Here is a 25,250-nt window from a genome sequence, read left to right as displayed (position 1 = left end):
GCATTTCCCTACAAAAGCGCAAACGTTTGTACGGAAGAAGAGTCTTCTTACCTAAGAAATGCCGATTTCCGAACGATTGCCTGTTTGAAAGCGCTTCAAGTCAATCGGATTGATTCCATCATACCCGCCGCCTCATTCTCTTGTAAAAACGTTTGCACTCTTGTTTTCGGGCAATTTCGTTGGGAAACCTTTGGGAAACCGGTTTTTCGCTCCCTTATTCTTAGGTTTCCTTCTATTTGCTCGAAATTGCTGTAGAGGGGATAACCATGCACCTCTGCCAGGGAGAACCCGGCTTGCATTTTCTTTGCTTCACGCTTACAATTTGCTTGATCCTCACACACAAACGTTTGCGCAGGTGACAAGATAATGAACATAACGATCATTGATGTGGCCAAAGCAGCCGGAGTGTCGCCTTCGACCGTATCGAGGGTCATATCCGGCAGCACGAGAATAAGCGCAGCGACGTCGAAAAAGGTCAAGGAAATCATGGAGGAGCTGGGCTATCATCCGAACGCCATGGCCAAAAACCTCGTCTCCCGGACGACCATGACGATCGGATTGCTGCTTCCCCGCAATGCCGACGAAGCCTTCCTCGACATCTTCTTCCCGGAGGTTACACGCGGAATTCTCAGCCAGGCGAACCGCTCCGGCTACGATCTGCTGCTCAAGACGGGCATGACGGAATGCGAGGAAGTCGAGGCCGTGACCAAGCTGGTCAAGGGCAGGCGGGTCGACGGCATCATCCTGCTGCAATCGCGCAACAAGGACGCGGTCGTCCGCTTCCTTCACGAGGAGAAGTTCCCGTTCGTCCTGATCGGGCGCACGCCTGAATTCCCCGACATCATGACCGTGGACAACGACAACCGGCAAGCCGCCTATGACGTCACCAGGCATCTGCTGCAGCAAGGCCACACGCGGATCGGCTTTGTCGGGGGGCCGCTGGAGATGGTCGTATCGTCCGACCGGTTCGAGGGCTACCGCTCCGCCATGCAAGAGGCCGGAATCGAGCCCCGTCCCGACTGGTACCATATCGAAGCCTCCAAGCTCAAGGATGACGGCTACCGCGTCATGTCCATGCTCATGGGCACTCCCGAGCGGCCGACCGCGCTCGTCGTCATGGACGATCTCGTCGCGTTCGGCATCCTGAGCTCGCTCAGCGAGCTCGGCTACAACGTGCCTCAGGACATGGCTATTTTCGGCTTCAACAACAACCCGATGTCGCCGGTATCCTCGCCGCCGGTCAGCTCCGTCGACATCGGCGTCTACCAGCTTGGATACACGGCCGCGCAAGCGTTGGTCGGCGCGCTCAAAGGGCAGCCGCAGGAGCGCCGCAGGACCATCGTCCCGCATCGCCTCATCGCCCGGGAATCTTCCATGCACTGGATCAGCCCCAAATCCTGATCGATGTGGTACAATACAAAGACCTGCCTTTCCATGGCAGGTCTATTTTTATGAGCAGACACTTTTCCACCAGGCTGTTAAGTTGGTTTCGGCAACATACGCCCCCGTGTCGCAAGGCTCCATCGGAGGTTACGAATCGCTATGATGCACCATGCTCCAACCCTTCGCGGCAAAATTCTTCTCTTCCTGACCATTCTCGGACCGATTGTCATTACGCAGGTCAGCTACACGGCCATGAGCGTGCTCGATACGATGATGTCCGGACGGGCCGGCACGAACGACCTGGCCGGCGTCGCCGTCGGCTCCAGCCTGTTCATGCCGATCATGACCGGGATGAACTCCATCCTGTTCGCCGTCACGCCGATCATCAGCCAGATGATGGGCCGCGGCCAATCGGACGGCATTTCCCGGCCCGTCGTCCAGTCGCTGTACTTGTCGCTGCTGATGACCGTCCTTATCGCGATCGCCGGCTTCTTCGCCGTCGAGCCCGTGCTCGGCCTGATGGGGCTGGACGCCGAGGTCCATCGCATCGCCAAGCAGTATCTGATCGGGCTCTCCATCGGGCTCGTGCCGCTGTTCGGCAGCTATGTGCTCCGTTACTTCTGGGAGGCGCAAGGTTATACCCGGCTGACGATGGCGATCATGCTGACCGCCATTCCGCTGAATGCCCTGCTGAACTACGGCCTCATCTTCGGCCACTTCGGCCTGCCCCGGCTCGGCGGAGTCGGCTCCGGGTACGCGACCGGAATCACCTATTGGTTCGTGTTCGGCGTCAGCGTCTGGATGACGTTCCGGATGGAGGCGCTGCGGATCCACCGGATGTTCGTGCGCTGGTACGCTCCATCCTGGAAAGCTTGGAAGGAGCTGCTCGGCATCGGCGTGCCGATGGGACTGTCCACCTTCTTCGAGGCGAGCATCTTCTCGGTCGTCACGCTGCTCATGGGCGGCATGTTCAGCACGGTAGCCATCGCGGCGCATCAGGCGACACTCAACTTCTCGTCGCTGCTGTTCATGGTTCCGCTCAGCATCTCCATGGCGCTCACCATCATGGTCGCCTATGAAGCCGGAGCCGGCCGGCAGAAGCATGCCCGCCAGTACGCGATGCTCGGCGTCAGCCTCGCTGTCGGCTTGATGGGAACAGTAGCGGTCCTTCTCTACTTCTTCCGCTCGACGGTCGCGAATCTGTATACCCAGGAACCGGAGGTCGCCTCCATGATGGTCACCTTCCTGCTGTTCGCGATCCTGTTCCAGCTGTCCGACAGCTCGCAGGCTTCCCTTCAGGGAGCCCTGCGCGGGTACAAGGATGTGACAATTCCGTTCGTAGTCGCGTTCGTCTCCTACTGGATCGTCGGCATCCCCCTCGGCTACGGCTTGGCGAGATGGACGGAGCTCGGGCCATACGGCTTCTGGGTCGGCATCACCGCCGGCCTCACGTTCGCCACGATCGGCTTTGCGGTCCGCCTGCGGCATATCCAGAAGCCGGGCAGGCTGGCTGCGGCTGCGTCGCGGGCTTGATTGTTGCATGAACAAAAGCGGCAGTTCAGGACGATATCGTCCCGGCTGCCGCTTTTTGATGTCCACCGGAGGCGTCAATGATCCGCATCGGCCGAATGGAGGCGATCGTAATTTCGCCGCGCCAGCTCAACCGACGAATAATGCTCCCGGGTCCATTTCTTGAGCTCCTGCATGGGCAGGAGCATCGTCTGGCCGAGAGCCGTCAGCTCATAGGAGACCACCGGAGGAATCGACGGCTCCAGTTCCCGGCGGACCAACCCGTCCCGTTCCAGCTGCCGCAGCGTCTGAGTGAGCATTTTCTTGGAAATGCCCTCGATCCTCCTGCCCATTTCCCCGTAACGGACGCTTCCTTCTTCCAGAGCATGGATGACCAGCGCGGACCATTTGCTCGCGATGATCTCCAGCACCTTGCTGTACGAGCAGGCCGTGACGGAAATGTCGGGCTGCTTGACCTGGTTGGGACTCTCCGTTGCCATAATCTTCGCCTCCCATGCACTTTTTTGTTCCCAGTACACTTTAAAGTGCCTACTTTCTTCATTTTATTTCTTGCCTTATGGTATGTCTATTCCCATTCAAAAGGAGCGACCGTATCATGAAAACCTATGAAATCCAAGGAGGCTTCGGACTGCAGCACCTGCATGCGGCGGAACGCGGGCTCCCGTCGGCCGGACCCGGAGAGGTTCTGATCAAAATCAAGGCCGCCACCCTCAATTCCAGGGATATCGGCGTCATTGAAGGCGCCTATAATCCGGATGTCCAGCTTCCGCTCATCCCGGTATCCGACGGCGTCGGCGAGGTGGCGGCGCTCGGAACGGGCGTATCCGCCTTCAAGCTCGGCGACCGGGCAGCGGGCATCTTCACCCAAAGCTGGATTTCCGGAGAGCCGACGCGGGATAACTGGAGCAGCACGCTCGGAAGTCCATTGAACGGCATGCTCGCCGAGTACGTCGTGCTTCCGGAGAAGGGACTTGTGCATGTTCCCGAGCATCTGTCCGACGTGGAAGCGGCCGCCCTTCCATGCGCAGGCGTCACGGCGTGGCAGGCCGTCGTCGTGGAAGGCGGAGTGAAAGCAGGCGACACCGTCGTCGTGCAGGGAACCGGCGGCGTCTCTCTGTTCGCCCTCCAATTCGCCAAGCTGCTGGGAGCCGTCGTCATCGCCACATCAGGCAGCGATGAGAAGCTGGAGCGGGCTCTGGAGCTGGGAGCCGACCACGGAATCAACTACAGGCGAAATCCCGATTGGGATCAGGCTGTGCTGGAGCTGACGGACGGCCGCGGAGCCGACCATATCGTCGATGTCGGAGGCTCCTCCACGCTCAACCGCTCCATCTCCGCGCTGCGGGTCGGCGGACGGATCAGCATCGTCGGCCTGCTCTCCGGCGGCAAGGTGGATGGACTGGAACTCGTGCCCGCCATCCTGCGCAGGGCGCGTCTGCAGGCCATCAATGTCGGCAGCCGCGAGCATTTCGAGGCGATGAACCGCGCGATCGCCGCCAGCGGGCTTCGTCCGGCCATCGACAGGGTATTCCCTTTCGAGCAGGCGCATGAAGCGCTGCGGCATCTGGCCGAGGGCTCCTATTTCGGCAAGATCGCCATCAAATTCTAAGACGGATATGCCGGAGACGGCAGATGAAGAGCTTATTCTTGCCTCGTAATTTGAAAGCGGCATCGGCACGACAGGATCGGCATTGTGAGCATGTCGGGCAAGAAGCGGCCGTTCGGGACGGGATCTTCCCGGCGGCTTCTTTTTGCTGTTCGTTTCTTAGATAAGAAACGATAGCCGCGCTGCTTTCCGACCGGTGCTTATTCGTTCCCCTCGTCCGCTTTACACGATTATCCAATTGCGATACCATTCTTGCTAGGACCCGCAAATACGAGACATCTTGCCCAGCACGAGGCTTTCCATAACGGTTTGAAAGCGTCTTCATCCTGCACGCCAATCTTATATCATTTCCATTCGGGAGGAATCGGATCATGGAAAATCAAGCTCGCCTGCCAAGAACGACACCAGAAGCACTAGGCGTTTCGTCATCGGCAATCATCGGATTCCTGGACGCCGTCCGGGAACAACAAGTGGAGCTGCACAGCTTCATGCTGCTTCGGCGCGGGCAGGTGGCCGCAGAAGGCTGGTGGGCGCCGTATCGGCCGGAATACCCGCATATGCTGTTCTCGCTCAGCAAAAGCTTCACGTCGACTGCGATCGGACTTGCGGAAGCGGAAGGACTGCTGTCGGTCAACGATCCGGTCATCGGCTTCTTTCCGAACGAAGTGCCCGACACGGTGTCGGACAACCTCGCCGCGATGGAGATCCGCCATCTGCTGATGATGGGGACGGGGCATGCCGCCGACGTGACCGGCAGCGTGCAGAAGGACGACAACTGGGTCAAAGGGTTTCTGCGGGAGCCGGTCGAATACGCCCCCGGGACACACTTCGCCTATAACAGCGCAGCGACCTACATGCTCGCCGCCATTCTTCAACAGGTCACCGGCCAGCCGCTGCTCGCGTATCTGAAGCCGCGTCTGTTCGCTCCGCTCGGCCTGTCGGAAGGAACGTGGGAAACATGTCCGCGCGGAATCGCGGCCGGCGGCTGGGGCCTGAACTTGACGACCGAGGACATCGCCAAGTTCGGCCAGCTGTATTTGCAGCGCGGGGAATGGGAAGGCGAGCAAATATTGCCGGCAGCCTGGGTCGAGAAGGCGACGAGCTTCCAGATCAGCAACGACGACGGCCGCGCCAACGACTGGACGCAAGGCTACGGCTATCAGTTCTGGCGCAGCCGTCACGGCGCCTACCGGGGCGACGGCGCATTCGGCCAGTATTGCATCGTCATGCCGGAGCAGGAGGCGGTGCTCGCTGTCACTTCCGGAGTAGCCGATATGCAAGCCGTGCTGGACATCGTATGGGACAAGCTGCTGCCTGCCCTGTCCGGCAGCAGCCTGGAGCCGGAAGCAGCGGTGCAGGCTGAGCTCGCCGGGCGGCTGAAGGATCTCCGGATCGACCCGTCGCAGGCAGAGCCTTCCTCTCCGAATGAAGCGAAGCTGGAAGGAAGGATCTATCATTTGGAGGCGAACGAGCTGGGGCTTGGAACGATTGCGCTGCGCTTCACGGACCAAGGCGCCGAACTCGTCATCGGCAGCGACCGCTTCGGAGATCAAGCCATTCGGTTGGGGCGCGGCAGGTGGGAATCCAGTCGGGTTCGGATCGAAAGCCTCTTGCAAGGCGCAGAGCAGCGCGTGGAAGGCAGCTTCACGTGGAAGGATTCCGAGACGCTGCGCATTGAAATGATGCACGTGCAGACGCCGTTCACATATGCTTTCGAATGCCGGCTGGACGGGGAAGCTCTCGAGCTTCAGTTCTCGGCCAACGTCGCCTGGGAGCCTGGCAAGGTGCTGAAGATGACCGGACATGCAGCTGCGATTGCCTGAGTTGAGCGCACAGCCGCTCGGCTCCAGCCGGCGGCTGCGAACACAGCGATAAATCCGCCCGTTCAGCCCGTCCGCATGTCCCTTTAGCACCACAATCGAAGGAATAGGATGATGACAAGTCGCCTCAATCCGAAAAAGCCCCGCTGCGGAAATCGTTCCGCAGCGGGGCTTTTTCTCTTGTTTACAGGGGAGGATCATTGGCGATGACACTGTCCACTCCCTTTCCGATCGCCTGTTCCATTTTTCCTTCGGCCCGATATCGTCCAGACAGGCATTCATCCCGGCACGCTGCTGGCCGGATAGGCTCGCACCTCGGCCCTCGTCTGCGCGTACAGGTCATGATTGCCCCTCCAGAAACTCGTCCAGCAATCCGCTGTAGAATGCAGCATGCGCATCGTGCAATCCCGGCACCGGCCTGTCATGCAGGAGGAGGAAGAGAATGGCTGACGCCGGACGGCTTAGTCCGCGGATGCGGCCTTGACGTCAGAGCTGCCGCGGAATCCGTATTTCCACGCCACGTAATTCAAGCCGATCAGCACGGCGGAAAATATCCATACGGAATACGGCCATCCTGCCGCACGGATTCCGAAGTGGATTCCCCCGAACGCCGTCAAAATGACGAGGAGGAGGAAAACCTGCAAGCCGTTCTGGCTGGAGCTTCCCGCCGGAAACGGCTCCGAAAACGGCAGCTTGCGCGGAAGGATGAGGTAGCAGACGACGGTGAACAGCAGCAGCGAGAGGAAGACGGCAATGAGATCGGGAACAAAAGCCTTGCCGAACAGCAGCAGAAAAACAACCGCGGCAACGGCGAATACGGGAAGGAACAGCTTGATCAGGCTGGCAAGCACCGCGCCGCGGTGGACGGCCCCCGACTCCCCCATCGGAGAAGTCGAGTAGATCCAGGCCGCCTTATGGCGGGAGGAGAAGGACAGAAGCGTCAAGAGCGTTGGAATTGCAAGTCCGGTTCCGTACAGCATCAATCCCCAGACGGCGGACAAGCTGTCCAGCCCTTCCTTGAGCTGGCTCGCCATGAAAATGAACGGGACGACCATGGAAAAGCCCACGGACGGATAGACCTTCAGCTTGAACTCTCTTTCCTTGCCCATCATGGCGCAGGCGAACCGATAGAACGCCCGCTCCCGGGGACTTCGGATCAGCAGGTCGCCGATAAGCTCAAGCGGGCGAAACGCCGATCTGCGCTTGCCTGCTCCTCCTCCTTGCGTCAGCTTCTGGACCTGCTGCTCGAATTGCGGCAGCATGCGGACATACAGCAGCATGGACAGCAGCGGAAGAAGCAAGGCGCAGGCGGCAAAGGCGTACGCGATGCCGCCGCCTCCCTGGAGCAGCCGGAACGGAGCGCCGAACCAGACAGGCGGCGCCAGCAGCCACCATCCTCCCGGCTCGAAGCCGGCTCCCAGGGTAGAGAAATCGAACATGCGGATCATGATCTGGTATCCGATCATCAGTCCGATCGCCAGCACGATCTGGATGTAGTTGATCATATCCTTGAGCCGCTCTCCGTCCCATAGACGAAGCACGGCATAATAGACAGCCGCCGTGAGGGAAATGTCCAGTCCGGTCACAAGCATGATTTCAATCAGGAACACAAGCCCTGCTGCCGCTCCCTTGAAGATGAATGCCGCGACCAGCGGAAGCGTGACCAGAGAAGCGGTGAGCAGGAAGAGATAGACGATGATATGGACCGTTTTGGCCATCCCGAGCGTGCGTCCGTCTACCGGCTTCGTCCTCAGGATCGGCCGGTCCCGGGTATCCAGCATGACCGAAGAGAAATCGGATATCATCGCCGTCCCCTGGAAAAACATCAGCAGCGTGAACACGAAGCTCATGCCGGCCAAAATATCGTTCAGAAAAAGAAAGGGAATCATCGCCAGGCTCATCAGGACGTACAGCCAGTTGACGGCAAACGGCGACTTCTCCGGCTTGTCCGCGGAAGGCTTCTTGGATTTTCCTATCGCTTCCAGGACGCCGTTCGGCTTGCGCCCGTCCATCGTCAGCTTGATCCTTACGATCGTGCGCAGCGCCCGGTAGTCGATGCCTGCACGGCGGAACATGCCGCTGAATCGGTCCAGCAGCTTCAATACGAAGACTTCCATCAGCGATAGTCCTCTTGAACCGCCTGGACGAACCTTGCGGCGATTCCCGCATGCTCGGTGAAGCCCGTCAGATCGTTGAAGATCTGCTCCAGCGATCCTTCCGCTCCCTGAGCCTTGAGCTCGGCGAAGCTTCCGTCCGCGGCGATATATCCTTCGTGCAGGAGGACGATGCGGCTGCTGATCTTCTCCACGACGTCCATGATATGCGAGGAATAGAAGATCGTCTTGCCTTCGGCGGCAAGCTGAGCGAGAATCTCCTTGACGATCATGACGCTGTTTGCGTCCAGTCCGCTGAGCGGCTCGTCCAGAAACAGCAGATCAGGATTGTGGAGCAGGCTGGCGACGAGCATCACCTTCTGCCTCATTCCTTTGGAATACGAATCGATCCGGGAATCGTACACCTCTTCCATCCCGAAGAGACGCATCAGCTTGGCTCCCTTGTATTCAGCGTCCTCCGGCTTCAGTCCGTACAGCTCGCCGCAGAAGGTCAGGTATTCCCTTGCGCTGAGCGTATCGTAGATTTCAGCCGTTTCGGGGACATAGCCGATGCGTCCTTTGTAGGCCGCCGAACCGTCCGCCAGATTATGTCCAAGCACCTCGATCGTACCGCCGTACCCGGTTTCAAGTCCGAGCATCAGCTTGACCGTCGTGCTTTTGCCCGCTCCGTTGGGGCCGATATACCCGATGATCTGGCCGGGATAGACTTCCAGGTCGATGCCCTTCAACACAAATTTGTTGCCGTAATTCATCCGCACGTCCTGCAGACGGATGACGGCTTCTCCAAGCTCCTTGGCCAATGCAATCAACCGCCTTTCGGGAAATTATCAGTGAAGATTTCGCTTGCATCTGCGCCTCAGGATGGCGATCAGGCCATTGCAGACAGACACTGCGATGAGCTGCGGAAACAAGAAATACAGGAGATAGGACAAAAGGATGAAAGGGAAGCCGCCCTTCATGTTGGCGGCTCTTTGCGTTTCCTCCGCAATGAGAGCGAAATACAGCGGAGCCATGACTGCGAATACGAGCAAGCCGGATAGGAGGACGTATGTCGGGCTTTTCCATAAAAAAACAGAAGAGGATCGATACGGCGAAAAGATAGCCATAGCTGCCCAGCCGCCCGCCATTCAGCATAATCATAAGAAAAAGAGCGGGGTACAGAGCCGCTGCAATCCATTGCAGCTGCGGTAAAGGCTCATTGCGGGCACCCCGCTTCCTTTAAAGCCGATTTTTTCTCCGATGATGGGAGCGAGCCGCCTCATGCATCGGCTGCAGACGCGCCGGACCGGCGGCGGAGGCAAGCCGCCTCACGCCTGAATGGCATGATCGGCCGCTCCCGCCTCGCCGTCGCCCGGCCCGAACAGCTTCTCCATATGGCCGTTCAGAAAAATGCCGTCCGGATCCAGCTCCTCTCGCACCGCCAGGAATGAACTCCAACGCGGATAGAGCTCTCTCAGTCTGTCTCCATCCAGGAAATGCATCTTGCCCCAGTGAGGCCTGCCGCCATGCCGCAGGAAAATGGCTTCCATCGCCCGGAAGTACGCTTCATGCGGCATGCCTTTGTACATATGGACGGCGATATAGGCGGAGTCTCTCCCGTATGCCGGGCTCAGCCAGATGTCGTCGCCTTTGGCGTAGCGGCATTCCACAGGAAAATGAACGTCGTAACGGAGACGCTCCATCTCCTCCCTCATCTCCCGGATTGCGGAAGCCATCGCTTCCGCAGGCAGATTGTATTCCATCTCCACAAAGCGGACCGAGCGCTCCGTCGAGAACAGGCGGTGGCTGTAATTGACCTTGCGGCCGACCGGGACCTGGGAGGCCGAGAAACGGCTGACGGAAGCGCTGACTCGAGGCCGCTTGCGGCAAAGCTCCGACACGAAGCCGAAAAACGTATTTTCGATCAGCACATCGCTGATATAGTCCTTGATCGGGCTGTTCATGATTTCCTTGTCGGACAGGTTCATCACCTTGATCTGGCACGGATCCGCATAGGGGAACCAAAAGAATTCGAAGTGCCGGTTGTCCGCACTCAAGGCGGGCAGCTGCTCCAGCGCTTCTCCAAGCGGGAGCTTGCGGCTGACATACTCCATTTTGTACGCAGGCTGCAGGCGCAGCTTCACCTGAACGATGACGCCGAGCAAGCCGACCGATACTTGAAGCGCCTTGAAGTGCAGCGGATGGGATTCCGGCGTGCACTCCAAAACCTCTCCCGTCCCCGTTACTACCGTCAAGCCGAGCACCTGCGTCGACAGACTGCCGAACTCCTTGCCGGTGCCGTGCGTTCCCGTCGAAATGGCTCCCGCGATGGACTGGACGTCGATGTCGCCGAGATTCTCCTGGGCGAAGCCATGCTCATGCAGCATGATTCCGAGCCTCTTCAGCTTCGTGCCCGCCCAGACGACGGCGGTGGAGGCATCGACATCGATGGAAACGAGTCCCTGCATGCGGTCCAGCGACAGAAGCACGTCATCGGAGGCCGCGATCGGCGTGAAGGAGTGGCCGGAGCCGACCGTACGCAGCTTCCTCCCTTCCCGGCGGCACATCATAACGGCTTCTGCGACCGCTTCGACCGACTCCGGATAAAGGACGGTCCGCGGAGACGCCTGAACGCTGCCCGACCAGTTGGACCATGGCGATGACGCTGTCTTCATAAGAAACATTCCCCCGCTCCGCGATAAGTGGCGTATTCCCCCACAATGTTGCCTTGCGACACCGCGTGCAAAACCTTGAACCGCTCGCACAACTCCCCTGCCTTGGCATGCCGGAAAAAGACCGGATCCCCGATGGACAGACGCTCCGCCGCCGATCCCGTCAGCGGCGTCTGCACTTCCCCCGCCGCCTCCAGCGGAAGCAGCCGGAGTCCCTCCGGCAAATACGGCTTTGCCAGCTTATCCTTTCCGGCCGGTCCGGAAGCCGTATAACCCCCGCCCATGCAGGTGACGATGCCGGGTCCAGGCCGCCGCACGACCTCGACTGCGTATCCCGCCGCCGGCTGGTAGCTGAAGCCTTCGTAGTTGTCGAACAAACCCGGCGAATAAAAGCCTGATCCCGCCGTAATCTCCGTCACGACAGCCTCCGTGCGGGAGCTTGCCATGCTGCCGGTGCCTCCGGCGTTGACGAAGCGCAGCCGGGCTCCGAGGCTCTGCAAGCCCTCGACAGCCTCTCTCCTGCGCCTGGCGACCTCCCGGATCGAACGCCGCTTCAGCTGCCGGATCAGGGCATTCTTCAGCCCGCTTCCCGGAACGTTGTCGCCCACGCCCGCAATTTGGGCTTCGTAGCCCATGAGGCCTTCCAGCTTCAGCCAAGGAGACGCAAGGATGCTCTCGGCGAGCGGCCTCATCGCTTCCCATCCGGCGAGCGGAGAGCGCCTGACTCCGAAGTGGAGGCCAGGATAGCTTACGGACATATCCAGATCAATGCAGACCGATGCCTGCAGGCTCCGCTCTGCAGCCAGCTTGCCGATTCGTTCGGCATGCTCCCGGCAGTCGACCATGAACGTAATGGACCGGCCCTCCCCCGCCATCGTAATCAGATTCCCGATCTGCTCCGGCTCCCACTGCGGATAGCCGAGCAGCAGATCGTCGAAGCCTTCCCGGTCGAGGTAAGCCGCTTCCGCGGCGGTGAAGCACATGATGCCCTGGTAGACCGGGCTGGAGCGGAGGATCCGCCGCAGCACCTCGACGCAGCGGATCGACTTGCTGGCGATTCTCACCTTCTTGTCCCCGGCTTCCCGGGCGATGGCCGCCGCATTGGCGTCCAGCAGATCCAGATCGACGAAGGCGGACGGCTTCGGAAGCGATTCAAATAGGCTTTTGTAATACGCGTACCTGTCCATTCCAGCCCTCCGCTCCGCGGTGCAAGATTCGGCCATGATTTGAACCCGTGGCGATGCGAGCCATTATTCCTACAGTTAAATCCTAGACCCCTCGGAAGATTCTGTAAATACGCATTCAGCAGAAAAATCGCTTCGTCTTGATTTTCTTCGCCACGGATCAACCTAACGGACATTGGTTCCGCTATTTCCATGAAATTGTCCATTCAAAAAAATTTAACGGACATGAATTCCGGTATTTGACGGATTTGCTCCCAAAATGGAGTCCTCGACCTAAACTAGCGGATCGTATGTCCGATACCCAGTGAATATTCGGGATAGGATCGAAAATAACGGACCGTATGTCCGATACGGACAAACATCCCGTCACTTCTCACAGAAAAAAGCTTCGCTCGTCCTGCATGGCAGGCGGCGAAGCTTCTGTGGTTATAATTGGATTCTGCCGGACAGTCGATCTAGCCTGGCGATCCAATTCTTGTGCGGCTTTAATCCATCCTGCCGGATATTCGATCTAGCCGGGCGATTCAATTCTTGTGCGGCTTTAATCCATGCGGCTTTATCCATCCATGCCATCTTATTCAACAACGCTGCGGATAAATTCCGTGATGAGCGGATGGACAAGCCCCTGCAAGGCGGAACGCTCCGGTTGGAACAAGGTTCCTATAAAAAAGGGATGGCCGATTAATTCCATGATGCGGATTTCCCCGTTCAGATCGGTTCCGGACACCTGGAAGCCCGCCGCTTCCAGCCTGTCGATATAGAAAGGGTTGGGACCGTAATTGCAGATGCCGTAAGGCTCGGAAATCTCGCCGCGGCCATAAATATCCTCCACCCTGGAGCCTGCGGCCAGCTTGAACCGGTGAGACTGGTTGCTCACCGAGCAGGCCAGCGGAGCGACCATCAGCACATCGGCATCCGGATTTTCCTCCGCATGGTCCGCGGAGGCCATCCCTAGCCGGTTGCGGGCGAACTCGATGACCATGTGCTGGAAGCCTCCGCAGCTGCCAATAAGCGGAATGGAATGCTCCCGGGCATGCCGGATCGCGTTCAATGCGCCCTGCATGCTCCGGTAAGGACTGCCTGGAGTGATCCAGATGCCTTGATAATTCGCTAGAACATCTCCGATTTCAACTGCCTGCAAATCATCCGTCGGAATCCACTCCGGGTCCACGGCGGCTCCGATGGTTCCAGCAGACAGCCGCAGCGCTTGGGGTATCGCCCCATGAGCAACAACTTCCTCATTATAATCGCCGACCAGAGCTATTTTGATTTCGTTCATCCCCGCACCTCTTCCGCAGATAAGATTCATCCTACGGAATTCAAGTATAAAGCGAATGATGCAATCAGGTAAACGGGAAGGAAGCTGCGGATCGCTGCAGCAGATTCCCTCTTTTACCGGATCATGTCCGAGAAGGTTTATCCCAACTCACCACAAAGCCCGGAAGAAAGGAGCTTCGACGTTTCCAAGCTTAAGGATTGGTTCCTGCAAGATCGGTGTTGGAAACCGAACGCTGACGGCCTCGGATTCTGTTTTTTATCCCGGCTCGATCGGATTCCAATTGCGCCGATCTATAAAATGGCTCTGCCCTCAACTTATTCCTGCTGACGTTCAGGCGGATTCCCGATCTGTGCGATTCCGGATCTGCGCAGCTCCCGTTCTGTGCGGCTTCAAGCAGCTCTTGCTTCGCCGCTCCGCGGTCTCCCGTCCCAATGCCCTGCAAATTGGTATCTCGGCATAAAAAAGCAGAAACGGCCAAAGCTTTGCCGTTTCTGCTCTCTTCTGCTCTCTTCTGCTCTCTTCTGCTCTCTGTTCTGCTCTCTTCGCTATAATTAATCCTCTACCCAATCTCCCTCACCAAAATGCTCGCGCCGTTGATGGGCAGGAAGATCTCTCCTGCAGCCGCTTCCCCCGTCGAGGAGTCCGACCATCCCGTCTCGCTTTCCTCCAGCCGCACGACCGCTTCCTTGGCTGAGAAATTAAGCAGGAACACGAACTCCTTGCCTCCGCCGCAGCGCAGCTGGGCCGTCACACCCGCCGGCAGCAACGCCCTCACGGCGCGCTTAGCCCCGCTCTCCTCGACAAGCCGCTCATAGTAGGCGCGGTAGAATTCATCGTCCTTCACTCTCGCGGCCAAATAGTAGGCTTTGCCGGAACCGAAGGCGTTCACGGTCAGAGCCGGCCTGCCGGCGTAGAAATCGTCGCCGTATACGGCAAGCACTTCGGCTCCCTCGGCATGGATCAGCTCGCACAGCTCATGCACTTCATGCGAGCCGCCAAGTTCCAGCGCGTTGCCGTCCCGCATGACGAGAGCGTTGCGGTCCCCTTCGTGAAGCCCTTCGATCTCTTCCGCCCAAATGCCCGCCGTCTCGCGCAGCGGACCCGGGAAGCCGGTCAGATAGCACAGGTCATGCTCGTCGACGACGCCGCTCCAATAGGTGATGGCCGCCGTGCCGCCTCCGCGTACGAACGCTTCGATCTTCCGTCCCGCTTCTTCCCGCAGCAGGTAAGCCATCGGCACGATCAGCAGCTTGTAGCCGCTCAGATCATCCTCCGAGCCGACCACATCCGCCGGAACGCCGAGCTCCCACAAGGCGCGATAATGCTGCACGACCGTATCCTCGTAACGCAGGCCGCCGTTGCGCGGACCTTGGGCATCGTTCACCGCCCAGCGGTTGTCCCAGTCGAACAGGATAGCCGCCTCGGCGGGCACATCCGTCCCGACTACATCCGCCAGTCCGGCCAGCTCGGCGCCGAGCCCGGCCACGTCCTGGAACACGCGTGTATGCTCATGCCCGACATGGTCCACGACCGCGCCGTGAAACTTCTCGCTGGAGCCCCGGCTTTTGCGCCACTGGAAATACTGCACCGAATCCGCTCCGTGCGCGACCGCCTGCAGCGAGCTGAGCCGATGCATGCCGGGACGCTTCAGCTTGCTCACCGGCTGCCAGTTCGTCAGGCTCGGCGTGCTCTCCATGAGCAGGAAAGGCTTCTTTTTCAGCGAGCGGAACAGGTCGTGGTTGAAGGAGAACCAGGCGGCCATATGCGCATCCGAAGCCTCCTTATGCCATATCGGGTAGGCATCCCACGAGATGACATCGATGGCCTCGGCCAGCTTGCGGTAATCCAGATCGTAGAACAGGTCCATCATATTGGTCGTGCAGGGAAGCTCTGGATTGACGGAGCGCAGAGGCGCCATTTCATGCTTGCAAAAATCCGTCGTCCGGTCCGTCACGAACCTCCGCCAGTCCAGGTTATGGCCATGCACCATGTTCTCGCCATGCGGCGCCGGGGACTCCACCTGATCCCAGCTCGTGTACGTATGGCTCCAGAAGGTCGCCCACCAAGCCGCATTGAGCTTGTCGAGCGTGCCGTACTTGTCCTTCACCCAAGCGCGGAAGGCGTCCTGGCAGTACCCGCAGTGGCATTCGCCTCCGTATTCGTTGGAGATATGCCAGCCGACGACAGCCGGATGATGGCCGTATCTCTCCGCCAGCTTGCCGTTCATGATCGCCACCTTCTCCCGATAGACCGGGGAGCTGTAGCAATGGTTATGCCGCATGCCGTGCAGATTGCGCACCCGGTTCGCGCCGGTGCGCAGCACCTCGGGGTACTTCTGCGACATCCAGGCGGGACGGGCGCCGCTCGGCGTCGCGAGCCAAGCGTAGATTCCATTCGCCGCAAAGCGGTCGAGCAGATCATCGAGCCAGCCGAATTCGAACCGTCCTTCCTCCGGCTCCAGTGCCGCCCAGGCAAAGATGCCGACCGACATGACGTTGCAGCCGGCGAGCTTCATCAGCCGGATGTCCTCCTCCAGCACTTCCGGATCATGGAGCCATTGATCGGGGTTGTAGTCGGCTCCATGCATGAGCACAGGCAGCTTGCTGCTGACGGGGGGATGTTTTGGAATCAACGTTACACCACTCCTTGATGAAATGAAATAATGGAAGCTTCGCCGCCTTGTCTTGGCGGCTGCAATGAAATCGGAATTCGGAGTGCCGATTTCGAAGATTTCCTCCCTCATAGAGAGAAGCGAAGCTCAAGCACGGCCGGCAGTCCGCGATGGTTTCAAACCGATGCAAACGGGAGAAGACGACAGGGTCTCCTCCCGCTTGGCTTATTTTTGCTGGGCCAGGAACGCGTCCACTTGGGCTTGCATTTCCGTCATGACCTTCTCGATGCCGGCTGCCTTCAACTGCTTGATCAGATCGGCCTGGCCTTTGTCCAGGTCCTTGACCAGACCGTATTCCAGCGGAATCGAATAGCGCAGCATGACGTTGCTGATGCTGGCTACTTCCGTCTTCACCTTGGCATCGTCGAAGACGAACGTTTCCAGCGGGAAGTGATAGATGCTGGACTGCCATTTCTCGAAAATATCGTCCGCTTCCTTCGGATACGAGGAGTCGCTCCGGTTCAGCTGCGAGTTCCAGCCCCAGTTGGAGAAGCCGGTGTAGTTCGCTGCGGCGGGGCCGGCGCTGTACTTGTCGTCGCCTTCCGGCACATAGTTCGTGCCGCTGATGCCGTACATCGTGAGATCATGGATTTCCTTGTCGTTTTGCAGCAGGTCGATCAGCATGAGCGAGCGCTCCGGATTTTTGGATGTCGCATGGATCGCCATGCCGTTCTGCGTCGAGATGGCCGCGATTTTTTTCTTGTCCGGCGTGATGTCCGCGATGGCGACCTCCAGGGACGGGTTGTCCCGGCGCATCTCGGCGAGGTTGGAGCCTGCGGTGCCCAGATTTTGCGCAGCGTAGGAAGCGACCTTGCCGGCTTTGATATCCTGCCAGACGTCGTTTTTGTTGCTGACGACGTTTTTGGACCAGACGCCGCTGTCGGAGAGATCCTTGTAGTAAGTCAGCAGCTGCTTGAACTCGGGCGTATCGTAAATGTTGAAAATCTTGCCGGAGGCATCGTCCATCTTATACGCGAGCGGCAGCGTCATGTCAACCAGGTTCCAGTCGTTGTGCTGCTCCAGCGTCGCCTGGTCCATCTCATGCCATTTCCAGCCGTCGCCTGCTTTGGCGCCGTAGGCGAGCATGCCTTTTTCGTTGGCGGCGATCGCCTTCAAATACGTTGCGTAGGATTCAAGGCTGTTGATCTCCGGCAGATTGTATTTCTTGCGCAGATCCTCTCGGTAGAGGATGACCTTGTCATTCACTTCGACGTTGTTGTTCGGCACCATGAACAGCTTGCCGTTCACCTTCGCCTGGTCGAAGGAAACCGGAGGCATGTTCTTCACCGTCTGCGGCGCATACTTGTTCAGCATGTCCTCTGTAAGCTCCAGGAAGCCGCCTTTCAGCGCCTGGTCGTTGTAATAAGCCCAGTTCGCCGTATAGACAAGGTCGAAGTCTTCGTTGGCCGCGAACTTCAGCGGGTACTTCTGGTTCCAGTCGGACCAGTCGAGGAATTCCGCCTCGACCGTCGCATTGATGCGCTCCTTGAGCTTCTTGTTCAGCTCGCCGAATACTTTGTCATAGTCGGCCGGCTTCCCACCGACGAGCAGCATTTTCAGCTTGACCTCCTTGGAGGTGTCGGGCTCGTTGGAAGCGGTTGCGTTTGTCGGCGCAGCGGATGAGTTGACCGCCGGCGTTCCCGTATTGGATGCTGCGTTATTGTTGTTTCCTCCGCAGGCTGCCAGCACCGCGGACATGGAGAGCAGCGCCGCCATCGGCAGCAGAAGCGATTTTTTGGCTTTCATGGTTTTTCCCCCTATGAGTGGATGGATGATTTTGGACTTCATGCAGGCGGATGGACGAAACTTCGGCAAAGCGAAGCTGTCGGGCTTCTCCCTCCTAGTAAAGGAGGCGGAGCTTCGTACAGGCGGATAATACGTAGAAAGGACGAATCTTCTGGCAGAGTGAAGCTGTCCAGGGTTTCTCCCTCCTAGTAAAGGAGGCGGAGCTTCGTGCAGGCGGATAATACGTAGATGGACGAAACTTCTGGCAAAGCGAAGCTAACCAGGCTTCTCCCTCCGAGTAAAAGAAGACGGAGCTTCGTGCAGGCGGATAATACGTAGAAAGGCGAATGAGCTCTGGAAAAGCGGAGCGTTCGCATTTGAAGGCCGGATTTCTCCATTAAGGGGATAAAAAATCAAGAAATCCGGACTGCAACAGCGATTGGAAGAGCCATTCGTTTTTCGGAGTATTTGGTTTGCCGCATTGCCGCATTGCCACATTCGTTTTTCGGAGTACTTGATCTGCCCCATTGCCGCATTGCCACATTGGAGTCAGCCCTTCACCGACCCGATCGTCAGCCCCTGCACGAAATAGCGCTGGATGAACGGATAAGCGAGCAGAATCGGGCCGATCGCCACGACCGTCATCGCCATCTTGAGGCTCTCCGTCGGGATGCTCGTGTTCACGACCGCGCCGGAGCTGATGAGAGCCTTGCGCATCCCGTCCATATTCCCCAGCATCTTGTACAGATAGTACTGGAGCGGCATGAGGTTTTCGTTCGAGACGAACAGCAGCGCGTTGTACCAGTCGTTCCAGTAGCCGAGCGCGATGAACAGTCCGATCGTCGCCAGAGCCGGCTTGGCCAGCGGCAGGATCAGCCTCGCGTAGATGAGGAAATCCCCCGCTCCGTCCATTTTGGCCGACTCCACGATCGCCTCCGGAATGCCGTTCATGAACGACTTCATGACGATGATGTAGAACACGTTGAGCAGCATCGGAAGAATGAGCACGATGAGCGTATCCTTCAGATGCAGGTAGTTCACGACGAGCAGGTACCAAGGCACGAGTCCGCCGCTGAACAGCGTCGTGAAGAAAAAGAAGAAGGAAAACGACCCCCGCCACTTGAAGTCCTTGCGCGACAGCACGTACGCCGTCATGGAAGTCAGAAACAATCCCAGCAGCGTTCCGATCGCCGTTACGCCGATCGTCACCCCGTATGCGCGGAGCATCTGCTCCGGATACGTGAAGAGGATGCGGTACGCCTCGCCCGAGAACACCGAGGGCAGCAGCTGGAAGCCGTTCTCGATGATGGAGCTTTCGCTTGTGAGCGAGGAGGAGAGGACGAGCAGGAACGGCAGCAGGCAGATGGCGGACATGACTCCAAGAACGGCATAGCCGATCAGTTGGAACAGCAGCAGGTCGCCTTTGATCTTGCCTGCCTTCTTGCCGGCGGAAGCGGCTGCTGGCTGTGCTTGAGCTTGCATGTTTGACATCTCCCCCCTTAGAACAGCGCCCGGTCTTTGTCATACCGGCGCACGGCATAGTTGGCCAGCAGGATCGTGACGAAGCCCAGAATGGATTGGTAGAAGCCGGCGGCGGATGACATGCCGATATCGTTGTTCGTCGTCAGGGAGCGGAACACATACGTGTCGATGACATCCGTGGAGGAGAACAGGATTCCGTTGTTGCCGACCATGTTGTAGAACATTCCGAAGTCGCCGCGGAAGATGTTGCCTACGGCCAGCAGCACGAGGATGATGACGGTCGGATACAGGTTCGGAATCGTGATATGCAGCATCCGCTGGAAGATGTTCGCTCCGTCGATCTCCGCCGCCTCGTACATTTCCCTATCCATGCCGGTGATCGCCGCCAAATACATGACCGAGCCGTATCCCAGCGCTTTCCATGCCGAGATGAGCACGAGCAGCAGCGGCCAATACGATGCGGTGTTGTACACGTCCAGCGGCTGCATGCCCAGCGCCTTCAGCACCACGTTGAGCGTGCCGTAATCGTAGTTGAACAGATTGTAGGCGATCGCCCCGACGACGACCCAGGAGATGAAGTAAGGCAGGAACAGCATCGTCTGGAAAATCTTGCGGAACCACGGTCTGGCCGCTTCGAACAGAAGGATGGCGGCGGCGATCTGCAGCACGTTGTTCACGATGATGAACGCGATATTGTACAGCGCCGTGTTGCGCGTCACCCGCCAGGCATCGCCGGATTCAAAGAAGAAGCGGAAGTTGTCCAGCCCGTTCCAAGGGCTTCCGAATACGCCTCCGGCGTAGTTGAACTGCTTGAAGGCCAGCACGATTCCGGCCATTGGAATGTAGGCGAACAGAATGAAAAACAGGACGCCCGGCAGCAGCATCAGCAGCAGCGTCCGGTATTTGAGGACGTCGCCCAAAAAGCCGCTTCGATTCATGTCTTCTCCCCTCTCTCGATGTCCTTATGCCTTTAGTATAGGACTTCGGATCGAGAGCCCGTCAGTGCGGGGAACAACTAAAACCGATACTTTTTCCACGATGTTCACGAGGCGGAGAGCCGGGGCCGGCTCTCAGATTTGCTGCTTCTTCCGGTATTCGCCAGGCGACATGCCGGTGGATTGCTTGAACTGCCGGTTGAAATACACGATATTCTTGTAGCCCATCCGGTCCGCGATTTCATAGATTTTAAGGGAAGGATCCTGCAGCAGGGAGCAGGTCCGCGCCAGCTTGCGCTCCAGCAGAAACTCGCTGAACGGCTGGCCGGTCTCCTCCTTGAACAGATGGCCAAGATAGTTCGGAGTGAAATTGAAGCGCGCCGCCGTTTCCTTCAGCGTCACCCGCTGCTCGAGCCTCTCCTCCACATAGCCGATGATGTCCTCGATCAGCTTGCGGTTGTGGCGCCGGCTCTTGAGCAGCAGCAGCTCCGACAGCTCGAAGAGACGCTTGCGCAGCCAGGACAGCACATCGCTTACCGTCTCGAACTGAAACAGGACGGAAGGCTCATGGCTTTCCCATCTCAGCAGCTCGTACAGATTCTCGTTCATCGCCTTGAGATCGGCATGCAGCTTGGAAGTCATGCGGATAATGAGCTGATAGGCGTCGCTGCGCTGCTGTCCCGGCATGCCGAACAGCTCCATCAGGCCGTTGTCGATGCCGACCAGATCGTACTGGAGAATCGCCTCCAGCATCCGCTCTACGATCCGGTCCAGCTGCACGGTCGCCTCCGCATCTCCATGCAGAGCGGGATCCTCCGTGATGACACGGTTCTTGCCGAGCAGCCACTTGGCGCTGAGAGCCGCCTGGGCTTCCCGGTAGGAGACGGGCAGCTCTTCCCAGCGCTCCGCCGCCGTGCCGCAGCCGATCGTCACCGTCAGCGGATATGCCGCGGCTACGGCATCGACCAGCTGCTGCAGCTCCGCTCCGTCAGACGCGCCGGCCGTTGAGCGCAGCAGCAGAGCCCTGCCTCCCGGCAGGCCGGAGACGAGCAGCCCCATTCTTTTCTCCCTCACGTAGGTGCCGATGAAAGCGATGATCGCCTCGGTCAGCTCCTTGCGGCCGGCATCCGGCAGATGGCGGGTCTTGAGCTCGAGATCGTCGAACTCGATCAGGGCAGCGGCTGCGCGCGACGGAACAAGCGGCGCGATGTGGGGACGCAGATGCTCCTGGGCGGAAGGCTCCGCGTCGCCGGCAAGCCAGCGCAGCAGCCATTCCCTGGAAGCCATCGTCAGCGCTTCCGATACGCTGCGGGTCGTCTGCCGCTCCCGCTCGATTCCGGCGCACAGACCTGATAACATGCCGAGCAGCTCTTCGTCGTCGACCGGCTTGAGCAGGTAGCCGGAAGCTCCGAGCCGGAGAGCTTCCTTGGCATACCGGAAGTCCTCATGGCCGCTGATGAAAACGACCTTGGCGTCCGGAACTTTATCCTTGGCCTTGCGGGCGAATTCAACTCCCGACATGATCGGCATCCGGATATCCGACAGGATGATGTCGACCGGCCGCCGCTCCAAAAACTCCATGGCGGCAAAGCCGCTGTTCACCGTTCCGGCGATCTCGACCGGAAGCCCGCTCGCGGCGATTCTCCGCCGCAGCCATTCGAGATCGACCTTTTCATCATCCACGAGCAATATGCTGATATCGCCTGTCACGCTGTCGTCCTCCTGTCCGCCGGCTGCAGTCCGGCCCCGTCCTGTTCCTCCGCAAAGTCCGAATCCGCCGGAAGCAAGATCCTCACAGTCGTGCCTGCTCCATAAATGCTGGCCGCATCGACCCCATATTCCGGGCCGTAGCGGAGCTTGATCCGTTCATCGACATTGCGGATTCCGTAGCCGCCTTCGTTCCGGTTCGGTCCGGACATGATTGCCCGAAGCGTATCCGGCCTCATCCCGATGCCGTTGTCGATGATTTTGAGCTCCAGCATCCCGCCGATTACCCGGCCGCTGATGAGAATCCCGATGGAATCTCCGAACCAGGCATGCTTGAATATATTTTCCACGAACGGCTGCAAAATGAGCTTCATCACCTGCAGGTCCCGGATGCCCTCTTCGATATCCGTATAGACCGTGAAGGAATCCGCATACTTCACTCTCTGAATGTCCAAATAAGTCTGGATCTGCTCCAGCTCAAGTCCGAGCGGAATATATACTTTGCCTCCGTTCAAGGACAGCCGGTAAAAGCGCGACAGCCCCTTGACCATCTCCGTCACTTCTTTCGCCTGTCCCATATTGGCAAGGCTGCTGATCGTGGAGAGAGTGTTGTAGAGGAAATGGGGATTGATCTGCGCCTGCAGGGCTTCCAGCTCGGCCTGCTTGCGGCTCAGCCCCTGGACGTACACGCTGTTGATCAGCTCCTTGATGTGGGAGGCCATGCTGTTGAACGCCTGCGCGATCTGGACGAATTCGTCGCGGCCGCCGAAGCGGATCCGCTTCTCGAAGCTGCCGTCCTGGAAAGACTGGAGCAGCGTCACGATCTTCCGCATCTTGCGTCCCGACAGCCGCGCCACGAGCAGCCCGATCAGCGCCATGACCGCGAAGCTCGCGGAGCAGACGCCGAGGATGAGCAGGCGCAGCCGCTTGGCGTCCTCCTGCAGGTACTCCTGAGACACGAGCGCGCGAAGCGAATAGCCCGTTCCCGGAATCGCCTCGTTTAGAGCGAGGTACCTTTCTCCCGCAGCGTCCGCCTCGCCTTTCTGATACATGACTGCTTCAGATTGGTCGTCCAGCAGCTGGAGCGTGATCCCCTTCTCTTCGGGAAAAGCCTCGAAGCGCCCCAGCAGCTCGTCCAGCGAAGTCGTGATGCGGATATACCCGATGACGGTCTGATAGTCATTGTAGGAAATCAGCCGCGTCAAATGGGAAAGGTTGTCCAGTGTGGCATCGCTGTCGACCTGCATCCACTTGGCTCCGACGCCTTCGCTCGCCTCGCTCGCCCAGGCGCTGCCGGCAACCCTGTCGGCGGAGAGGACGTAATAATCGCTGTCCTGGATCGGCGTGTTCAGATCGTCGCCTTCGATCTCGTAGAGATCGGGATTGGTCGTGTAGAGCACAATGCGCAGATTGCTGCCGAACAGCTGAAGGGGGGCTCTAAGCTGAGGCACGACCTCATCGAGCATCGTCAAGTACGTCTGCAGATCGTCTCCATGCTTCTGCAAAGCCTTTTGGAAAGGAACGCTTCCGAACAGCGTATCGGAGATGCGCGTAATCTCGTCCATCTGGTATTTCATGCTGCTCCTCGTCTGCTGCATTGCCGCCCGGATATTCGTCTGGGCGATCTCCGTGCGGGAGTCGACCAGCATCCGGTAGGAGATCGTCCCGATGAGCGCGTCCGTCAGCAGGACGAGCAGCAGATAGGGAATCATCATTTTATAGGAATAGGGAATATAGGATCCCATTTGAAGTTTTTTGCGCAAACTGGTTCCCCTCCGGTCATCGTGCTGCGGTCATCCAATACCCCATTGTAACCCGCCGGGCTCCTCATTCCCATGGAGGAAGACAACGCTTTCTTATACCTTTTCCACGATATCCGGATCGGCTGTCCGCTGCAGTGTCTCTCCTCGCCGCTCCGGAGCGATGCCGGAAAACAACGTTGAAAACCGTGAAGAAATCATTGCTGCGCTCAGCTGTCGGCCGAATGGATAACGCTTACAATCCAAGGTGAAAGGAGGCTCCGGCATTAGCTGCCATTGTTGTTCCCATCAGAAGAGGAGGAATCGGAATCATGAAATGGACCTTCAAAAGCAAGACCTTCAAAAGCAAGGGATGGCTGCTCAGTCTCGCGCTGGCTGCCGTCATGCTGATCTCGCCGCTCGCCTATCACGGCGGGGGCCGTGCGGAAGCCGCGCCTGCGTTCGCCAAGGGTGCCGACATCAGCTGGGTAGCCGGAATGGAAGCCCAAGGATACAAATGGAAGGACAAAAATGGAACGACCCGGGATATCCTGAACATTCTGAAGACCGACTACGGCCTGAATTCCGTCCGCATCCGGGTGTGGGTGAATCCGAACATGAGCGATTACGGCAACGGCTACATGAACGCCGACAAAGCCGCCGCCCTGGCCGTCCGCGCCAAGGCTCAAGGCATGAGCGTCATGCTGACGCTCCATTACAGCGACTCCTGGGCGGATCCCGGCCAGCAGACCAAGCCTGCGGCATGGAAATCGTATACCTTCCAGCAGCTGATGGATGCCGTCTGGTCGCATACCGTATCGGTCATGAACACGATGAAAGCCCAGGGAGTGACGCCGGACTGGGTGCAGATCGGCAATGAGACGAACAACGGCATGCTGTGGGAGGACGGCAAGGCGTCCGTCTCGATGAAAAACTACGCCTGGCTCGTCAATACGGGCAACAACGCGGTCAAAAGCGTCTTCCCTTCCGCCAAGACGATCGTCCACATCGCGAACGGATACGACAACGCGCTGTTCGTCTGGAACATCGGCGGGCTGATCAGCAACGGGGCGACCTTCGACGCCATCGGCATGTCGCTGTATCCGACGGCAACGGATTGGCAGGCCAAGGTCGACCAGACAATTGCCAATGCCAAGGACATGATCAGCCGATACGGAAAGAGCGTCATCATCTCGGAGATCGGCTTGGAGTACAATCAGCCGGCAGCCGCCAAAAGCTTCATCGCCGACATCAAGACGAAAGTAAGAAATATCGCAGGAGGCAAAGGCCTCGGCGTATTCTATTGGGAGCCGGAAGCGACCCCGGGCTACAACTCCGGGTACAACAAGGGCGCCTGGCAGGCGGACGGCAAGCCGACCGTCGCCTTGGAAGGCTTTTTGAACTAAGGACGTGAATGAATAAGC

General features: G+C 58.7%; 18 protein-coding genes. 6 read left to right on the top strand and 12 right to left on the bottom strand.

Annotation, left to right across the window (positions count from 1 at the left end):
- Window positions 1–366: 366 nt before the first annotated feature.
- Both VE23_RS22495 and VE23_RS22490 read left to right on the top strand, forming a co-directional pair.
- Window positions 367–1,401: a LacI family DNA-binding transcriptional regulator gene (locus VE23_RS22495; RefSeq protein WP_048745116.1), complete on the top strand. Its 1,035-nt coding sequence runs from the start codon at window positions 367–369 to the stop codon at window positions 1,399–1,401.
- Window positions 1,402–1,542: 141 nt separating this feature from the next.
- On the top strand, window positions 1,543–2,916 hold the full coding sequence (locus VE23_RS22490) for an MATE family efflux transporter (RefSeq protein ID WP_332310181.1): 1,374 nt from the start codon (window positions 1,543–1,545) through the stop codon (window positions 2,914–2,916).
- A gap of 74 nt (window positions 2,917–2,990) precedes the next feature.
- Here the strand turns inward: VE23_RS22490 and VE23_RS22485 are convergent, their stop codons facing one another.
- Window positions 2,991–3,392 (bottom strand): winged helix-turn-helix transcriptional regulator, encoded by a 402-nt coding sequence (locus tag VE23_RS22485; protein WP_048745117.1) that lies wholly within the window; start codon window positions 3,390–3,392, stop codon window positions 2,991–2,993.
- A gap of 116 nt (window positions 3,393–3,508) precedes the next feature.
- Between VE23_RS22485 and VE23_RS22480 the strand changes: the two genes are divergently transcribed.
- Together VE23_RS22480 and VE23_RS22475 are read left to right on the top strand one after the other, a co-directional pair.
- On the top strand, window positions 3,509–4,522 hold the full coding sequence (locus VE23_RS22480; protein ID WP_048745118.1) for a zinc-dependent alcohol dehydrogenase family protein: 1,014 nt from the start codon (window positions 3,509–3,511) through the stop codon (window positions 4,520–4,522).
- A gap of 368 nt (window positions 4,523–4,890) precedes the next feature.
- Window positions 4,891–6,342, top strand: coding sequence for a serine hydrolase domain-containing protein (locus tag VE23_RS22475; protein WP_048745119.1), 1,452 nt, complete (start codon window positions 4,891–4,893; stop codon window positions 6,340–6,342).
- A 458-nt stretch (window positions 6,343–6,800) separates the two neighbouring features.
- On the opposite strand, the gene VE23_RS22470 is transcribed toward VE23_RS22475, so the two are convergent.
- Both VE23_RS22470 and VE23_RS22465 read right to left on the bottom strand, forming a co-directional pair.
- Window positions 6,801–8,456, bottom strand: a complete 1,656-nt coding sequence (locus tag VE23_RS22470) for a hypothetical protein (protein ID WP_049869204.1) — start codon at window positions 8,454–8,456, stop codon at window positions 6,801–6,803.
- A complete protein-coding gene (locus VE23_RS22465) occupies window positions 8,456–9,205 on the bottom strand; it encodes an ABC transporter ATP-binding protein (protein ID WP_048745146.1) in 750 nt (249 codons plus the stop codon). Before VE23_RS22465 ends, VE23_RS22470 begins: the two co-directional genes overlap by 1 nt.
- 184 nt (window positions 9,206–9,389) lie before the next feature.
- Here VE23_RS22465 and VE23_RS26720 point away from each other — a divergent pair, with 184 nt between their 5' ends.
- Window positions 9,390–9,644, top strand: a complete 255-nt coding sequence (locus tag VE23_RS26720) for a hypothetical protein (protein ID WP_157054024.1) — start codon at window positions 9,390–9,392, stop codon at window positions 9,642–9,644.
- A 116-nt stretch (window positions 9,645–9,760) separates the two neighbouring features.
- Here VE23_RS26720 and VE23_RS22455 read toward each other — a convergent pair whose 3' ends face one another.
- From VE23_RS22455 to VE23_RS22415, 9 genes are all read right to left on the bottom strand, one after another.
- On the bottom strand, window positions 9,761–11,116 hold the full coding sequence (locus VE23_RS22455; protein WP_157054023.1) for a D-arabinono-1,4-lactone oxidase: 1,356 nt from the start codon (window positions 11,114–11,116) through the stop codon (window positions 9,761–9,763).
- Window positions 11,104–12,291 (bottom strand): amino acid deaminase/aldolase, encoded by a 1,188-nt coding sequence (locus tag VE23_RS22450; RefSeq protein ID WP_049869201.1) that lies wholly within the window; start codon window positions 12,289–12,291, stop codon window positions 11,104–11,106. Before VE23_RS22450 ends, VE23_RS22455 begins: the two co-directional genes overlap by 13 nt.
- A gap of 571 nt (window positions 12,292–12,862) precedes the next feature.
- Entirely contained in the window at window positions 12,863–13,567 is a 705-nt protein-coding gene (locus tag VE23_RS22445; protein WP_048745123.1) for a CTP synthase C-terminal region-related (seleno)protein, read from the bottom strand.
- Between the two features lie 559 nt (window positions 13,568–14,126).
- On the bottom strand, window positions 14,127–16,154 hold the full coding sequence (locus tag VE23_RS22440) for a beta-galactosidase (RefSeq protein ID WP_049869827.1): 2,028 nt from the start codon (window positions 16,152–16,154) through the stop codon (window positions 14,127–14,129).
- Between the two features lie 249 nt (window positions 16,155–16,403).
- Window positions 16,404–17,984: a DUF3502 domain-containing protein gene (locus tag VE23_RS22435; protein WP_049869200.1), complete on the bottom strand. Its 1,581-nt coding sequence runs from the start codon at window positions 17,982–17,984 to the stop codon at window positions 16,404–16,406.
- A gap of 528 nt (window positions 17,985–18,512) precedes the next feature.
- Window positions 18,513–19,445, bottom strand: coding sequence for a carbohydrate ABC transporter permease (locus VE23_RS22430; protein ID WP_157054022.1), 933 nt, complete (start codon window positions 19,443–19,445; stop codon window positions 18,513–18,515).
- Between the two features lie 17 nt (window positions 19,446–19,462).
- Entirely contained in the window at window positions 19,463–20,383 is a 921-nt protein-coding gene (locus tag VE23_RS22425; protein ID WP_048745126.1) for an ABC transporter permease, read from the bottom strand.
- Between the two features lie 132 nt (window positions 20,384–20,515).
- Entirely contained in the window at window positions 20,516–22,090 is a 1,575-nt protein-coding gene (locus VE23_RS22420; protein WP_049869199.1) for a response regulator, read from the bottom strand.
- A complete protein-coding gene (locus tag VE23_RS22415; RefSeq protein ID WP_021878092.1) occupies window positions 22,087–23,850 on the bottom strand; it encodes a sensor histidine kinase in 1,764 nt (587 codons plus the stop codon). The genes VE23_RS22420 and VE23_RS22415 overlap by 4 nt, the downstream gene beginning before the upstream one ends.
- Before the next feature lie 380 nt (window positions 23,851–24,230).
- Here VE23_RS22415 and VE23_RS22410 point away from each other — a divergent pair, with 380 nt between their 5' ends.
- Window positions 24,231–25,232 (top strand): glycoside hydrolase family 53 protein, encoded by a 1,002-nt coding sequence (locus VE23_RS22410; RefSeq protein WP_157054098.1) that lies wholly within the window; start codon window positions 24,231–24,233, stop codon window positions 25,230–25,232.
- The last annotated feature ends 18 nt before the right edge of the window (window positions 25,233–25,250 follow it).

Source organism: Paenibacillus sp. D9, assembly GCF_001188365.1.
Classification (GTDB): Bacteria; Bacillota; Bacilli; order Paenibacillales; family Paenibacillaceae; genus Paenibacillus_O; species Paenibacillus_O humicus.
The sequence above is the reverse complement of the archived record's forward strand: the minus strand, read 5'-3'. Positions and strand labels throughout refer to the sequence as shown.